This window comes from Vibrio owensii (genome assembly GCF_002021755.1).
Lineage (GTDB): Bacteria > Pseudomonadota > Gammaproteobacteria > Enterobacterales > Vibrionaceae > Vibrio > Vibrio owensii.
The window spans coordinates 513,014-529,267 of record NZ_CP019960.1; the positions used below are offsets into that span (position 1 = coordinate 513,014).

Annotated in this window: 15 protein-coding genes and 1 riboswitch; of the genes, 2 read left to right on the plus strand and 13 right to left on the minus strand. The window is 45.6% G+C overall.

Annotated features, from left to right (window positions below; genetic code table 11):
* Positions 1 to 95: 95 nt before the first annotated feature.
* The 7 genes from ribB to A9237_RS18930 all read right to left on the minus strand — a co-directional run bounded on the left by ribB (position 96) and on the right by A9237_RS18930 (position 6,544).
* Positions 96 to 752 carry a 3,4-dihydroxy-2-butanone-4-phosphate synthase gene (gene ribB, locus A9237_RS18900; protein WP_005433496.1) on the minus strand — a complete coding sequence of 219 codons (657 nt, stop codon included), beginning with the start codon at positions 750 to 752 and terminating at the stop codon, positions 96 to 98.
* 174 nt (positions 753 to 926) lie between these two features.
* Positions 927 to 1,067: riboswitch (FMN riboswitch) on the minus strand.
* Between the two features lie 121 nt (positions 1,068 to 1,188).
* Positions 1,189 to 1,806 carry a PGAP1-like alpha/beta domain-containing protein gene (locus tag A9237_RS18905; protein ID WP_005442468.1) on the minus strand — a complete coding sequence of 206 codons (618 nt, stop codon included), beginning with the start codon at positions 1,804 to 1,806 and terminating at the stop codon, positions 1,189 to 1,191.
* Positions 1,807 to 1,865: 59 nt separating this feature from the next.
* A complete protein-coding gene (locus A9237_RS18910) occupies positions 1,866 to 3,722 on the minus strand; it encodes an MFS transporter (protein ID WP_078609100.1) in 1,857 nt (618 codons plus the stop codon).
* Positions 3,723 to 3,904: 182 nt separating this feature from the next.
* Entirely contained in the window at positions 3,905 to 4,264 is a 360-nt protein-coding gene (locus tag A9237_RS18915; protein WP_009704794.1) for a hypothetical protein, read from the minus strand.
* 10 nt (positions 4,265 to 4,274) lie between these two features.
* Complete coding sequence (locus A9237_RS18920; RefSeq protein ID WP_078609102.1) at positions 4,275 to 5,012, minus strand: helix-turn-helix domain-containing protein; 738 nt, start codon at positions 5,010 to 5,012, stop codon at positions 4,275 to 4,277.
* A 1-nt stretch (position 5,013) separates the two neighbouring features.
* On the minus strand, positions 5,014 to 5,667 hold the full coding sequence (locus tag A9237_RS18925) for an HD domain-containing protein (protein ID WP_020194105.1): 654 nt from the start codon (positions 5,665 to 5,667) through the stop codon (positions 5,014 to 5,016).
* A 106-nt stretch (positions 5,668 to 5,773) separates the two neighbouring features.
* The gene (locus tag A9237_RS18930) at positions 5,774 to 6,544 is read right to left on the minus strand and encodes a hypothetical protein (protein WP_005442462.1); all 771 of its coding nucleotides are present in this window, start codon (positions 6,542 to 6,544) and stop codon (positions 5,774 to 5,776) included.
* A gap of 535 nt (positions 6,545 to 7,079) precedes the next feature.
* Between A9237_RS18930 and A9237_RS18935 the strand changes: the two genes are divergently transcribed.
* A complete protein-coding gene (locus tag A9237_RS18935; RefSeq protein WP_078609103.1) occupies positions 7,080 to 7,262 on the plus strand; it encodes a hypothetical protein in 183 nt (60 codons plus the stop codon).
* A gap of 50 nt (positions 7,263 to 7,312) precedes the next feature.
* Here the strand turns inward: A9237_RS18935 and A9237_RS18940 are convergent, their stop codons facing one another.
* The 6 genes from A9237_RS18940 to A9237_RS18965 form a co-directional block, all read right to left on the minus strand.
* Positions 7,313 to 8,590 (minus strand): cytosine deaminase, encoded by a 1,278-nt coding sequence (locus A9237_RS18940; protein ID WP_078609104.1) that lies wholly within the window; start codon positions 8,588 to 8,590, stop codon positions 7,313 to 7,315.
* A gap of 9 nt (positions 8,591 to 8,599) precedes the next feature.
* Entirely contained in the window at positions 8,600 to 9,838 is a 1,239-nt protein-coding gene (gene codB / locus A9237_RS18945) for a cytosine permease (protein WP_005442458.1), read from the minus strand.
* An 850-nt stretch (positions 9,839 to 10,688) separates the two neighbouring features.
* Entirely contained in the window at positions 10,689 to 12,035 is a 1,347-nt protein-coding gene (locus A9237_RS18950) for a magnesium transporter (RefSeq protein WP_009704789.1), read from the minus strand.
* Between the two features lie 74 nt (positions 12,036 to 12,109).
* On the minus strand, positions 12,110 to 13,432 hold the full coding sequence (locus A9237_RS18955) for an ABC1 kinase family protein (RefSeq protein ID WP_045417049.1): 1,323 nt from the start codon (positions 13,430 to 13,432) through the stop codon (positions 12,110 to 12,112).
* Between the two features lie 101 nt (positions 13,433 to 13,533).
* The gene (locus A9237_RS18960; RefSeq protein ID WP_005442453.1) at positions 13,534 to 14,757 is read right to left on the minus strand and encodes an HlyD family secretion protein; all 1,224 of its coding nucleotides are present in this window, start codon (positions 14,755 to 14,757) and stop codon (positions 13,534 to 13,536) included.
* Positions 14,757 to 15,083 (minus strand): MFS transporter, encoded by a 327-nt coding sequence (locus A9237_RS18965; protein WP_005442452.1) that lies wholly within the window; start codon positions 15,081 to 15,083, stop codon positions 14,757 to 14,759. Before A9237_RS18965 ends, A9237_RS18960 begins: the two co-directional genes overlap by 1 nt.
* A gap of 107 nt (positions 15,084 to 15,190) precedes the next feature.
* Here A9237_RS18965 and A9237_RS18970 point away from each other — a divergent pair, with 107 nt between their 5' ends.
* Entirely contained in the window at positions 15,191 to 16,192 is a 1,002-nt protein-coding gene (locus A9237_RS18970; protein WP_005442451.1) for an AraC family transcriptional regulator, read from the plus strand.
* Positions 16,193 to 16,254: the final 62 nt, after the last annotated feature.

Sequence of the window (16,254 nt, forward strand, 5' to 3'; positions counted from 1 at the left end):
TTGTTTTTACTAAGTATAACTACTCGCAAAGGAATCAAATCGATCAAAAAAGCCGCTGAGTTCAGCGGCTTTCGACTAGAGCAAATGCGTGTTGATTACGCTAGCTTCAAATCAAATTGATTACGGTAAGCAACCATATCTTCGATGGTGAGTACTGGCATGTTGTGTAAACGACCAAACGCGACGATCTCTGGTGCTTTTGCCATGGTGCCATCTGGGTTTGTCACTTCACATAGCACGCCTGCAGGCTGCAAACCGGCCATTTGCATCAGATCGATAGTGCCTTCTGTGTGACCACGACGAGTCATTACGCCACCAGGACGAGCGCGTAGAGGGAATACATGACCAGGGCGAGCTAAGTCATCTGGTTTTGCATTTGGGTTTGCTGCTGTTTTGATGGTTGTTACACGGTCAGCGGCAGAAACGCCAGTTGTTACGCCTTGCTTCGCTTCAATAGAAACTGTGAAAGCCGTTTGGTTTGCGCTGTTGTTGTTCACAACCATTGGTGGCAGTTCCAATTTGTCTGCTTGAGCGTCTGTCAGGCATAGGCACACAATGCCGCTGCATTCGCGGATCATCAGAGCCATTTGCTCATTAGTCAGGTGCTCTACGGAATAAATGATGTCGCCTTCGTTTTCACGATCTTCATCGTCGAGAAGAAGCACGCCACGGCCTTCTTTTAATGCGATAAGTGCGTTTTCAACGCGAGTAATTGGGTCGCCAAATTCGGCAAGTAGTGATGACTGATTCATGGTTAACTCCTAAATATCACCAGAATCAGGGCGGTATGAGAGATCGTCATATTTTACGCATGCACTGAGCCACCAACGGTAAGATGGCACAAACCCACGCAATAAAAAATGCGATCCAAAAAGAAGTGCACCAGTGTTCATCAACACAGAACGTTGAGGAAACCGCTGATGTTTTCTTATTCTCTTTCATCCGGACTATAACCGTCGGCTCTGGCATCTCACCAGATCTGCTGACCTCGACGAATCGAGCGCTCGCGGGCTCACTCAAAAAAGTATACCGCCGGTGGGGAATTTCGCCCCGCCCTGAGAACATTGAATCCAACCAATATGGTTAGAAGTAAAAACTCCGACACTCAAATGAGTGGTCGGAGTAGAGATAGTACTGCGAACGCCTTGGCTTGAAAAGTAGATTGCAACTACTTGATGGAAAAGTGCGCTATCGGCTGAAGTGATCAGTTTTGATAAAGTGATCAATCTGCGCAGGTACATAGGTGTTGTAGATAAGGCTAGTGTGAGTCTGTTTCGTCTCTATATGATCTTGCATGCCTTCTAAACGTGTTTCATCAACGGTCACTGTGCCATCAGACATAGTGTTGTCTTTATGCATTAGAATCGGCCTTGCGCCAATGCCCATTGTGCCTGCGATGCTGCCGAGCTTTTGTGGGAAAGTCCAAACATCTTCGTGCTTGTTAAGGCCGTGATACGGTGAATTACCAAGCATCGCACCGAATCCCAAATCTTGAATGCGAGTGACGATAGATGCGCCTTTCAGTGGCGAGCCAATTGCCACAACGTGGGACACCAGACTTGTCGATGGTTTTCTGCTTGCGAGGTATCGTTTAATCATCAAACCACCTAGGCTATGGCCCACCAACACATTTGCAGTCAGTGGATTAAGCGCTTTGTCGATGGAATCGAACAGCGACTCTTCGTTAATTGAAACCGTGTTGTAACTCAATACTTGGGTCTCGTAGCCTAGCTTTCTCAGCTTCTGGCTAAGAGGCTGCATGACCAGCCCATGCATATAAAGACCATGTAAGATGATGATTTTCATAATACCTCCTAGATTTATGACGTTGATTTCATCCTACTAGATTCTCCACAAGACTACTGTCAGCGAATTAGCAAATCTTGCACTTCTTTTTGTAACAAATGGCGATCTAACATGGTTGGTTGTAATAACTCACCAATATTGACTTCGATACGAGACCAAAAGCGAGTAGGGCGCTTCGTCAACGCGTGTCCATTTTTGTGGCTGAAGAAAGAGCCCCATAAGCCTTTTAACGCCATTGGAATCACTGGAACCGGTGTACGTTTAAGAATCTTCTCAACACCCGGTCGGAACTCGCCCAGTTCACCATTTGAGGTCAAACGACCTTCAGGGAAGATACAAACTACCTCGTCGTTATTAAGAGCTTGCTCAATCTGTTCGAAAGCTCTTTTGTAAGTCTCTGCGCATTTGCGTGGAGAGCAGATTGGGATAACGCCAGCATGACGAAAAACGTGCTTAAGAACAGGCAGCTCACTGATTGATTTGTCCATCACGAATCGAACAGGGCGGGTTGATGTACCCATTAGAATCAAGGCGTCTACATAGCTCACATGGTTTGCCACAATCAGGGCAGCGCCTTGTTCTGGGATATGCTGACGGCCGGTTACCGAAACTCGATACAGACAGTGGCTCAGCAAGTAGCTAATAAAACGCTGAGTAAACTCAGGTACTTGACGGTAAACGTAGATAGCTACGATGAAGTTACCGACGGCCAAAATGGCAAATAGCTCAACAATTGAGAACTCTAAAACACTTAACACCAAGATAGAAACAGCAGCGGAAGCGACCATAAACAGTGCGTTCATGATGTTGTTTGCCGCAATAGATTGAGCACATTCGCCCTCTTCTGAGCGCGATTGGATAAACGCATAAAGGGGAACAATAAATACGCCTCCGCTCACACCAACCAAGAACAAGTCGATCATTACTCGAATATGTGAAGATTGGGCAACAAAGCTTTGTACGTTGTAATACTGACTTGGGAAAGATTCGATTGCAGGTACTGCCCATAGTAGGTCGGCACTGAAAATCGTTAAACCCAAAATACCAAATGGCAGAATACCCAGTTCAACTTGATTGAAAGACAGTTTTTCACATAGCCATGAACCTGTTGCGATACCAACTGAGAACAGAGCCAACAACAGAGAAACCACAGTGCTGTCTGCAAATAGGTGTTCGCGAGCAAAGTTTGGGAATTGAGTTAGGTAAGTTGCGCCCATAAACCAGAACCAACTGATCGCTAGAATCGACATCCAAATACCGCGTTGTTTTTGTGCCAGTTTGAGTGTTTTCTTCAAACCAGTAATAGGCTCGAATTTTACTTGGTCACTTTTCTTACTTGGCAGAGAAGGGATGTTTGCGCTGCTTAAAAAGCCCAGTAGTGACAGTGTAATCACAATGCAAGAGGCGATAAGCATACCATTTGGAATTGCAAGCAATAGACCTGCGCTTAAGGTGCCAATCAGGATAGAAAGGAAAGTCCCCATCTCAACCCAAGCATTACCTTTCACTAGTTCATCAGATTTTAGCGCCTGAGGAAGTAGAGCGTATTTCACAGGGCCGAAGTAAGCCGATTGAGTACCAGTCATGAAGAGTAGAACCAGCATTAGAATGGCACTCTGCGTCATGATAGCCGTCGCTGCACAACTCATGATCACTAACTCAATAAGTTTTAAGCGGCGGATTAATTTGGCTTTGTCCATGTTGTCGGCAATCGCACCGGCGTGGGCAGAAAACAGAAAGAAGGGAAGAATGAATAAGCCAGCCGCAAGGTTAACAAAGAGGTCGACCGACATTGGTAGTGAGTCAATTTGGCTGTAGGTCACCATCAACAAGAGAACATTCTTGTAGATATTGTCGTTCAGTGCACCAAGGCACTGAGTCACGAAATAGGGGAAGAATCGTTTAGTGAGAAACATGCTGGCTCCGTAATTGCAAAATCGCGTTGAGATGGGAGCACTTTAAAGGTTGCGTTTTAGGAAGCTAGCACGAAGAAAAGAGTTACGTTATGAGAAACCAAAAGTAACACTTTGCGATACTTTTGGTTTCATGATTTTGTGATATTGCACTGATTGGTGCTCTTATGCGTTACGAGATGAGCTTAGTGTCGAAACCAGACGCTGAGCATTCTCAATGTGACAAACAGAATAAAACCAGAGAGTCCAATAAAGCCTAATGTCACCAAATAAAAGAACAGACGCACCAAGCGAGCTTTCATTCGTTTGAAAAAACCGAGGCTCGGCGTAAGTTCAGGAACATGCTGAAAGCTTGAGATCATCACCCAAGCGGCAAGCGCCCACAACGCCGTTACGCCACTCGGAATAAGATAAGACTCCTTAACCACATCAGAAAGTTGCAAGAGTGTGGTAATGAACACCGCAAAACCACCAAACGCGATGAGTATGAACAAAGGGAGAATCGGTCTTGTCTTGACCGATAGGCTTTTGAGTTTATCGAGCATCAGTTCTTCTCTATTTGCGTTCCCAAGGGTTAAACAGCGGGAATGTCCAACGACGCATCGCAATCACCAGAGAGGTACCGTGCTTCTCATTCATGTCCAATGAGTCGTCGCTTTGACAGATCTGATAAAACTCATCGATGACTTTTTGTAGCTTTTGCTGCATCTTCTTGTTGGTTGGTAAGCTCATTAAGCCCGTTGCCATCACTAACTTCTCATCCTCAGCAGAGAAATAGCTCTGGAAGAAAGCTTCTTGAACTTGTTGCTGGAAGAAACGCTGAATAGGGCCACCTGTGTGCCACTTGAAAGTCGGGGATATACGCAGACGAATCTTGTTACCTGGCAGCAAGTCGATGATATTGAGGCGGTCGAGTTGAGCGAGCTTTTGTATCAGCTCTAACTCATCAAAGGTGTATTGCTCGATGATTTGTTCGAAGCGATAACCATTGACCACACAAACCGCAACCAACAATAAGCCTTTATCATCAACCAGCTGTTTTTCTTGTTCTAGCGTGAGCGACTCCAGCCCTTTGTTGTGTGCTGCTGCCAGTTTAAATAGCTCCGCCATTTCTAACCCAATCAGCTGACAGATACGTTCCAAGCGGTCGAGGCTGATTTGACTGCCTTCTGCCAATAAGCGTTTTACCGAGCCCTCGCTCAGTTCCAAGTGCTGCGCGACATCGGCATAGTGCAAGCCAGATTGCTTGAGTTGGCGTTTGAGCTCTTTAATTAGGTCGTGACTTTCCGACATATTAACCTTCTACTTCTTGGCGCAACTGATCTAGGTAAGACTGCATAAACGCTTTACGCTTCAAACCTTCTTCATAGGCTGCTTTGGTGTTCATCGTCTCGACTATTTTAAACAATTTGGTTTGGAAATGATCGATGGTGAATCGTTTATCTTCCAATTCTCGATGCTCTGCAAACATGTCCTGTTCGTTATATAAGACGGCATCAAACAACGTGCTCACTTGAATACAACGTGTCACACCAATTGCGCCAAGCGCGTCTAAGCGGTCTGCGTCTTGGACGACCTGAGCTTCCAAAGTATTAGGTGTAATGTTGGCGCTAAAGCTGTGAGATTCTATAGCGTGGGCGATAGCATCATGGTATTGAGCAGGGTAGTCGATGCTTTCTAGAAACGAAATCGCTTTGGTTGCCGCAATTGTTGAGCTTTGCTTGCGGTTCGGGTGATCTTTTGGGTAAGTAAAGCAATCGTGCAGATACGCAGCAGGCAATACAACGGCTAAATCTGCGCCTTCTTGTTCTGCTAGCTGACGAGCGGTTTTGACTACGCGTCGGACGTGACTGAGGTCGTGAGCGGCATCAGTTTGCATCTCTTGCTGCATAAACTGTAGGAACTGAGGCTCAAATTGGCTGAGCTCTGCTAGGTTGAGTTGAGACATGGATTTCTTCTAAAAAATAAAGGCTTAGACAGAGTATGCCTAAGCCTTTATTAAATTGCCAAATGAGACGTTGTTATTGAGATGTTGCGAAGAAAGCCTTGTTGTTTTATTGGGTGCGAGTGAATCGGAACGTTTGTACTTTTTGTTCTGCTCCGTCGATGTAAGCGTAGCTATCGATGGTCCAAACGTTTGGACCAGCAAAACCTAGCTCGACACGCACATCACCCGTCGGAATACCTTGGTAAATGACGTCGTTAATGTTCATCGGGTAGAAGTTGTAGCGATGGTTTTGTGATTGTTGTTCACCTGCAAAAGCAACCGATACATCTTTTGCTTCATTAGTCAGCGTTAGTTGGTAGCCTGCTTGTGGATCGAACGTGAACGCGGCATTAAGGTCAACACCTTGCGAATTGGTCACCTTAACATTTGCTTCTGTTGTTTTTGCTAGCGAGCCGTGTGCCGACAGACCTTCTAAACCTTTAAAGTCGCGATTGTGGTTCTGGATATTTACGTTCCAATCACCAACAAAGTTATCGATCTCTTGCCACTGCTGAGGGGCATTGGTTGCTGCTGTGTTCTGACCACCGTTAATACCACTAATCGCGTCATTGCGGCTGTCGTGGCGAATGTTGTCACGGTTATTGTGAATATCCGCGCCAGCACCTGCGACACCACCGGCTACACCACCCGCAACTGCGCCTTTCACGGCGAGCTCAGCATCACCCGTCAAAGCGCCCATAGTCAGACCTAAAAGTGCACCACCTGCAGCGCCTTGTTTTGTTAATGCGTTTGGATCATCTTCTCCCGGAGTCACGCATCCTGCAAGTAGGGGAAGAGATAGCGCCGCGACCAATGTAGTTTTGTTGAAAATGTTCATGTATTTCACTCCGAGATGTTTGGTTCGAAGCTATTATTGAACGCTGTTTGATTAGGAATCCACTTATCTCGCTGATAACCGACAGTTATCACGCAAAAGTTTTGTTTACTATAAGGCTCAAAGTTTTTCTGTTTGGCTCGAGTTGAGGGAAGCAAAGAAAAGGGTCAACATTACTGTTGACCCTAGGTTTTGTTTTATTCTTTATTTTATAAGCACTAATTTTGACGTTGCTAGTGTTAAATCTGTGTTTGGGCGATTTGTGGCTTTTTAGTATAAAGCTCAACTAACTCCCTAACTTTAGTGTTTGTTACGAAGGAGTGCAAATATTTATTACGCAAACTGTCTATATTCTGAAATTTAATTTGAATGCAGTTCACAAAATTTCACATTCAAAAACACATTCAAACCATGAAGTGTCTCAAGTTTGAGCCCACCATAATTAGGATCTATCTTTCATGATCCAGATCAGTATTGATATCTCTTTAGAGGGATAGCATTCACGCGAAAATTGATAATTATAAATTGAGTCCGAGATATGCAGGATTTATATGAGCTAGAACGTAAGTTGGTGGAATACGGCGCAGATATGAAAGGCTTAAAGGTTGTACCTGCCATTGTTGATGAAGATGGCAAGATTGTCTATTTAGGGAATACGCCTTCGTTGTTAAGGAATGTCATTAGTTGCCGTAGACACCTAACACAGCGCGTGAAGAAATAAAAAAAGGGTCTGATTTAATCAGACCCTTTTTTTGTTTAAAAGCTCAGTGATTAGCGCTTGTAAGTCACTTGCTCTTGCTCACCAAGGTGAATGTGTGTTGTCGCAGGCTGTGTTTCTGCAATCACTTTACCGTGACGAACAGAGAAGCGAACCGGCACTTGGCGACGTACTGCATCAAAACCATTTTCTGCAGGAAGAATCAGTAAACTACCTGGCTTACCTGTTTCGATGCCGTGCTTGTCTTGAATGTTCAGTGTACGTGCTGAATTGGTGCTGATCAGATCCAGTGAGTTGTTGATTTGGTCGTAACCCATTACCTGACATACGTGCAGACCCATGTGCAGAACTTGCAGCATGTTTGCAGTACCTAGTGGGTACCAAGGGTCAAATACATCATCGTGACCAAAACAGACGTTGATGTTCGCATTCAGCATTTCTTTCACACGAGTCACACCACGGCGTTTCGGGTAATCATCGAAGCGACCTTGAAGGTGGATGTTCACCAATGGGTTTGCAACGAAGTTGATGCCAGACATGCGTAGCAGACGGAACAGGCGAGATGCGTAAGCACCGTTGTAAGAGCCCATAGCCGTTGTATGGCTTGCGGTTACCTTGTGCCCCATGTTGAACTTGTGCGCTAGCGCTGCAAGCGTTTCAACAAAACGTGATTGCTCGTCATCGATCTCGTCACAGTGTACGTCGATCAAACGGTCGTATTTCTGTGCCAGTTCGAAAACGTAGTGCAGAGATTCGATGCCGTACTCACGAGTGAATTCAAAGTGAGGAATAGCACCAATAACGTCAGCACCTAGTTGAACTGCTTCTTCTAGCAATTCTTTACCATTCGGGTAAGACAGAATACCTTCTTGTGGAAATGCAACGATTTGGATGTCTACCCACTCTTTCATTTCTTCACGAACTTCTACCATCGCTTTTAGGGCAATTAGGGTAGGGTCAGAAACGTCAACGTGGGTACGAACGTGTTGGACGCCGTTTGCAATTTGCCACTTAAGCGTTTGCTTTGCGCGTGATTTCACGTCTTCAATCGACAGCGTCTCTTTACGCTCAGCCCAACGCTCGATACCTTCGAAAAGCGTGCCAGAGATGTTCCAGCTTGGCTCACCGGCGGTTTGCGTGGTGTCTAGGTGAATGTGCGGCTCACAGAAAGGAGCGACAGCCATGCCGCCCTCCGCATCAAGAACATCACCTGTGTAATTTAGTTCTACATTATTGTCTTCAATACGCTTGAATTGACCATCCTCAATCAAAATTTGCTGGAGACCTTCCTGTCCCTTTAGCGTTGCGTTCTTGATCAATAGTGTCGTCATGATGGTTCCTTACGCTGGCTGTTGTGCCAGTGTCTTTTTATTAAGAATAGGATTTAGAATCAGGTAGCTGATTGTGCCGCCTAGTACCGCATTCACAGGCACGATACCCGGAAGGAAGTGACCTGCTGCAACACCAATCGCCACAGCGATAATGCCAGCCCAGTTAACCGTTTGGAACTCTGCTGCTGCGAAATTTGTGTAACGTTTACGGTTCATGAAGAAGTCCGCAATGATTACGCCGCCAATTGGTGGAATTGCAAGCGATAGGAAGGTTAACCAGCCTACAAAGTTATTGTACAACCATAGTGCACACAATGTACCTACTAAACCGTTCGCCATTGAGATGTATTTACTTGGCAAACCAGTGATGTTGGAAAAGCCTAGACCCGATGCGTAAAGCGCGTTGTCGTTGGTTGTCCAGATGTTCAAGCCAAGAACGATGATAGCTGGAATAAGAAGACCTTGCGCGATCATCACTTCTGAAATGTCCGATTGACCGGTTACCGCCGCACCAGCTGCGCCGAAGATGAACATCAGCGAGTTACCGATAAAGAATGCCACCATTGTGACCATCACTGCGCCTTTTGGCTTCTTGCCGAATCGAACAAAGTCTGCGGTTAGGGTACCCGCACTGATGAATGAGCCAACCACCATTGCTAGCGCTACTGAAAAGTCGATAGGTTGTGCCGGTTGTACTTTTTGCAGTTCAGCCACGCCGCCAACACTGTTTACTGCTTCAATCACAGAGTAACCGCCAAGAAGGGCAATCGCCGGAACTGCAATCGCAGATAACACCATAAGCGCAGAGATGCCGAAGTAAACCGTTGCGGTCATGAGTAGACCAGAAATGATGATAAGCGTGTTTGTATCGATGCCTGTTGCTTTGTTTACTGGAATCGCAAACATTGCTACGCCAACACCAAACCAACCAACTTGTGTACCGCCAAGAAGTGCGGAAGGAAGCCAAGAGCCTTTAGAGCCAAAAGAGAAACGAGCAAGGAGGTGAGTGGAGAGACCAGTAGAAGCGCCGATGTAACCGAGGAAAGAAGTGTAGATACCGAGGATTAGGTTACCAATGAGAACAGCGAGGAAGAAATCATCAAAAGAAAGGCCAGTACCGAGCGAGCCGCCCGTCCACATACTTGCGGAGAAGAAAGTGAGTCCCAACATAACCATGGTTAATGATGCCACGCCTTTTCTGGCAGTGTTAGGAACCGGTCCGAGACTGTAGTTATTGTCTGCAGCCATTTTTACCTCCGCATAAAAATTAAAACTAATTATAGATCCCAATTTCTGGGCAAACGGCGCGTATTATCGTGATGTAAATCTCATAGTCAATGAGTTTTTTGTCATTTAAACGTTTACTCAAGTCTTTGTGTTTTTTTATTCCATTAAAAACATAAGGTTATATTTTATTTGAAGAGCAAAAAAGTTTGTTAATTGATTGCTCCATGCAAGAGTAATCTGTCATGAAATCGGTATCATTGGGCACTTTCTTATATCACCTTTGCTTTACACGCTTTCTTTATAAACTCAACCATTGTTACCTCTTATGTTTTTTAAGCAAACGTTTTCTTTCTGGTTGGGTGTTGTGTTGCGCATAAATTAAACATAATTAAGTTTAATCACTGATGTTTATGCGGCTTAAATAAGGAATGTAGCCTCAGGTGGTTATTTTTAGTGGTTAACTTAGCGAAATATGGAGTGAAATCGTTTGTAAGTTTTTGGAGTTTTGACTTTGATACTGGGATTTTGCTGCAGCTTGAATAGAGAGTACTGAGTGCGAGAAGGAGGAAGGCGAAGAAAGGAATCACGAAAACACAGATAAAAAAATAGCCAACCGCAAAGAGTGCGATTGGCTTATATACTTGTGAACAAATTCAAGTTCACTAACAACGTCAGTTGGCTAGGTGACCCTCGGCTTAAGAAGGGTCATTTTAGATAATGCAGTTAGCGTGCCAACTTTAAAACCACCGTAAAAACGCGGTTTCTGTGATATAGGTTGCCTAATTTATTGTGTTAATTGCAAAATGCAAATGCGGATTGCAATTTGTAATTAATATGCTAATGATGAATTAATTAACTAGGGCAATCATTTTTACAACATTACTAGGCTGGCAGTACCCAAGAAAGCAAAGAAACCGACGACATCAGTAACGGTCGTCAGGATGACTGAACCTGCCAAGGCTGGGTCTAGCTTTAGTTTATCCAGAACAATAGGGATCAGAACGCCAAATAATGCTGCGGTAACGATATTGACGATGATGGCTAACGCGATGGTTCCGCCTAGAACGGGAGATTGGAACCAAAGTCCTGCTAATCCACCGATGATCAGCGCCCACAATAAAGCGTTAAGAGAGCCGATACCCAGTTCGTTTTTAAGCAGCGCAAAACGGTTACCTGGGGTGATCTGATTTAATGCCATAGCACGAACCATCAAGGTCAGTGTTTGACTGCCCGCAATACCACCCATAGAGGCGACGATTGGCATCAGAACAGCAAGAGCAACCACTTGTGAAATGACGTCTTCAAACAAACCGATAGTGACAGACGCTAGAATCGCTGTCAGTAAGTTGATACCGAGCCAGACGCCGCGCTTTTGCGAGCTTTTTAGAATAGGCGCGAACAAGTCATCGCCCTCATCCATACCGGTACCCGCCATCAAGCGTGCTTCGTAGATTTCACGTTGCGTGCTCAGAGCAAACTGCCAATCTACTTCCCCAATTAAGGTTTGGTCAGCATCCGTCACTGGCAAAGCAGGAAGAGGGCTGTGCTCTAGCGCTTCGACCGCTTCTGGTAACTCCATTTTACTGTCGAGTACGGTGACGGTCTCTATCGCTAAGGTTTTAAGGCGAACGTCTTCCTCACTACGCAAGATTTCATAGTAGTTCACCGCGCCACGAAACTGTTTCTTACGGTTGATGAGATACACTTGTTGCGGTGTATCGTAGCTGTAACGCTCCATTAGGCGTCGAGCTTTGCCAACCGTGATATTAAAAGGGAGGGTGATGATCTTACGCTCAGCCCAGCGGCCAAGTTCTTCGTCTTCGTATTCATTTGCTTGATCGTAGAGGTCGAGTTCGTCTTTCTCAATCAGCTCTAACGCTTCATTGATGAACTCTTCAGGCAGAGAGTCTGCCCATTCGATCAGAGATAAGTTATCTAGCTTGGCTAAGGTAAGCTTTAACTCAACTTCAGAAAGCGCTTCGATGATCGAAAGACGCACTTCTGCACGCATTTCGGTTAGCACATCGATGTGCAGTTCCATAGGCAACGCACGCCACAAGCGCACACGATCATCGATCGGGAAAGCTTCGAGGATCAATGCAACCGCACCGGGCTCGAGACCGCATTCGATAGAATCATTCAAAGCGGTGACTTGTTCCGCTTCGTCTGCTTGGACAATTTGTTCGATTAGAGTGGAGAGGTCTTGAAACTTACTCACCGAGCACCCCGACAGTCAGATTATTCTTATAGGCAGCTGTTCAAGGTACTCGAAAATAGCAGAAAAACAATAGCCTATTGGTCAGTTATCTGTAGGTAAGGTGAGACCAATTGGCGAATGTTCACTTTTGCGCCAATGCGAGCGGCGAGTAAGTACATACCGCCGATTTTTCTGTGCAAGAATAGGGCATCGGCTGGTGGCGTGTGCCAGTACTCTTGCTCCATGCTTAGAATAGTGCCAGCCTCGCGAAGCTTTTGTGCTAAACCGCTAGCTTTGAAATCATACGGCTCATCGACCAACATGGGTTCACATGCCATTTTCACGAGATCGAGAATCGCTTGGCGCTGGTCTGGTAGTATGGTTTGGCTGAAGAAACCTATTTGTTCAAGCGCATCATTCAAGCCTTGTTCGTCATTATTTACGACAGATGCAAAAGCTTGACGATAGCCAGTACTGAATCGTTCGCTGTATTCGCGGGTCGCCCCAAAGTCTAGCAAGCCGATTTGACGAGTGTTTTCGATATATAAGTAGTTGGCGAAGTTGGGATCGGTTTGCACCATCTTAAATTCGAACAGCTCCCGAAACAGTAATTCGAGTAGGCTGTGCATGACAAAATCTCGCGTACTCTGATCATAATGTTCGATTTGCTCAATCGGGCTGCCATCAATGAATTCCATCGCGAGAACGGAGTCTGAGCAACTTTCGGTGTGAATCTTCGGCACCACAAAATGAGGGTGTTCCTTCAAAGCGTCATGATAACGAATGGCAAACTGCGCTTCTCGTGCGTAATCTGCTTCATCATGCAGTTGTTTTTTCGCTTCTTCGAGCAGTCCTTTGTAGTCGACGGACTCCGGAATCAACCCAACGACTTTGAGTAGTGTGCCGACATTATCGACGTCGCTATCGATGCTTTTTCGTATACCCGGATATTGCACTTTGACGGCTAGGTTATCACCTGCATCGCTGTAGGCTTGATGCACTTGTCCGATTGAGGCGCTAGCAATAGGTTTGAAGTTAAAGGAGAGGAACTCGGCTTTCCAGTTAGCACCAAGCGAACCTTCCATAACACCGTTCAGTTGCTTCGCTGGCATTGGGTCTGCGTTGGAGCGAAGACGCGAGAGAATATCGGCGAGTTCTGGTTCAAGCACATCACCAGCATCCATTGACAGCATTTGACCGAGTTTCATTGCGGCGCCACGCAGATGGGCGAGCTGGTCGGTTAAGCGCGCGATGTTCTGCGGCGTCAGCAATAGGTCTTTCGCTTTTGGTTTGTTGCCTTTGGCGATCTGCTTCGTGCCTTCTGCAATCACATTGCCTGCGACACGGGTAGCAAGTGAAGCGAACTTGCTGAATCTTGAGATGCGATGGGTAGGTAGGCTTCTTTCCTTTGCCGACATGAATCTTCTCCGTTGTTTACTAACTAATTGTTATACGGGAAAAGTACGTGCTTGGATACAAATGAAAAGAAAACCGCCAGCGGAACTGGCGGTTTGTGAGTTTAGATAGAGTAGAAGAAGTACAGTTGAGACTTCATTCGGATAATGATCCCGCGAATCACATCCAAGAAGGCCATGAAGCCTATCGGTTTTTCACCGCTGACCCATGCAAGGCCAACAGAGCCAACAGGGATGTCGTAGCCTTCTGGCTCATCAATCTTAAGACGAACAAAGTGGTGTTTGTTCTGCAAGTTCTTACCAGTTGTTACGCGAACAGAGTCATCGAACCCCATTAGGTTACCTTGTGATTCACCTGTTGCCTCAACAATACCCTCGACGGTCGCTGAGAAGATCTTACCTGGATAAACCGAAGAGGAGAATTCCGCAGGTTGACCCGGTTTGATATTGCGAATCGCTTGGTGGTTCACTCGCATCAGGACGTACTTCTCGTTGGTGTACATATTAATACGCGGCATTGCTGATACACGCTGACCTTCACGCAGGATAAAGTTAGTCACAAAGCCGTCGCTAGGAGCATGCACTTTGGTGCTGTTCAAATCCCATTGTGCTTTTGCAATTTGCTCTTCCGCTTGACGCAATTCTGCCTGTTTCGTTTCAACCGCTAACTCCGCTTTATGAATCGCCAGCTTCGCACGTGAAATATCGACTTGTTTCTTCTTGATTTGAGATTCAAGAGTCAACACATTGTGGCGAGCCATGTCTACTGTGCTCGACTGTTTGTCGATGTCGCTTTCCGTGATGGTGTTTTGCACCACTCGGTTTTGCTCAACATAACGATCTAGCATCTTTTTCTGCAATTTGTAGTCAACTTTCGCGGCTTCCAATTGGCTCTTTGATGTTTCCAGATCTTGCACTAGCGCTTCGTGGTTAGCTTCTTCAATCTCGATGTCGCCTTTTGCTGTCGCTAATGCGACGCGAGCAGAATCAGCGGATACGTTCGCTTGATTTAATGCAATTTCGTATTGCGTTGGGTCAAGTTCATAAATGAGCTGACCTTTTTCAACTTGTTGATTCGGCTTGATGTAAATGTGATCAACTTTGCCTTTCACGTTCGTTGAATCTGGACGCAATTGAACATGAGGAGATTGCACCACTGAACCGCCGGACAAATCCATCGGTGTGAAGTTAATCAAGCCCACCCATACGAACATCAGCCAACCCAAACCGCCAAGATAAGCGAACGATTTAGTCGCTTTGTTCCAGGGCATGCCGACTAAACGCAGCAAGTAGATGAAGAGTGCCCAAACCGCTAAACCTTCTAACATTACGCCTCCTCTTGTGGCTGTGCTTCTGTTTGCGGTTTACTTTTCCATGTATCACGCAGATTGATGATGGCTTTTTCCATATCAACGAATGCAAAAATCACGGCTAGCACCCATACCCAGTGCCAGACAAAACCTATCCAGGTGAGGGCGGTGATCAACCCTATCTGATGGTGGTCTTTGCTATGTGCCTTGTTAATTGGCAACTCATGGATTTTCCAAAAGCCGTAACACGCGCCTGCAACACTCGCGATTAAAACGACGGCAGCAACGACATGCAACGCTGTATCTGCGCCGGTTCCGACAAATGGGACACTCAGTAAACTCATTAAACACTCCTCTATCAAACTGTTGGCTTATTGTGATCTGGAATTGAAATAGGTGAGTCTTTGTGACAAATTCAATCACTAGAGGATTAAATTTGATGTGATTGGTTATGAGAACAGTTCGGTTTATTCGCGCCATGGGTATTTTAAACATGAATAACCTTGCGTTATCTAAGTATAATTTGAGCTCAGATGAGCTTGGTATACCTGCTTCGGTGTTTCATAACCCGATGGGTTTAATTCCGTTGAGGGCGGTGTCCGAATGGTATCGACGTGTTGAAGAGCGAAGCAATGACCCTGATGTGATATTAAATCTTAGCCGAGACATTGAGCTGCAAAAGCTTGGCCCTGTGGGGCGTTGGCTGTTTTCTGGCAATGACTTAGCTAGCACGATTCGAAGAGTCAATTATGGTACGAGTAATCTTCAATCTGGTGCCTTCTTTGCGGGTGAACAATCCGGAAAAATCATCAAATGGACCTATCATAATCCCTTTATTGAAACCTCAGTGAAAGTGCACGACAGCATTCGTTGTGCAATATTCATGATCAAAATCTTACGCGAGTTTTTGGGTGAAGATTATCAACCCTTGCGAGTGATGATTTCTGGCTCTAGGAAAAACAGTGCGCTCTATAAAGAGTACTTTGGCTGTGAAGTGGAATGGAGCCAACCCAAGACAGAAATATGGATTAACGGCGATGACCGTCTTGCTTCGCGACAGGTAAATCATCGTGAAGACAACCGTTTAGCGATGAGTTTTTCCGATTTGGATGATTTACTCAACATGCCTGATCCAGAAGATGAGCTGAAAGTGATTTATGAAGTGGTGAATTACAGTAGCCATTATGGGCTTCCTACACTTGAACGCGTTTCTACATTGTTGGGTTTGTCCGAGCAGCAGTTTCAACGCCGCTTACACAAATTAGGGCTTAACTTTTCAACCGTGTCTGGCTATGTACTGAGTAATGTCGCGGCAGAGTTGTTGAGTAAGCAGAATAGTATTGACGATATTGCACTGCGGCTTGGCTACACCAATGTGGCGAGTTTCAATCGCATGTTCAAAAAGCACCGAGGCTTAACACCGAAACAGTATGCAGCGCGACTAGAAAAATAGTCTGACAAGGCGTGTATTAACAAAAAAGCCCTCTAAGTTGAGGGCTTTGGTTTTTGTGCGTA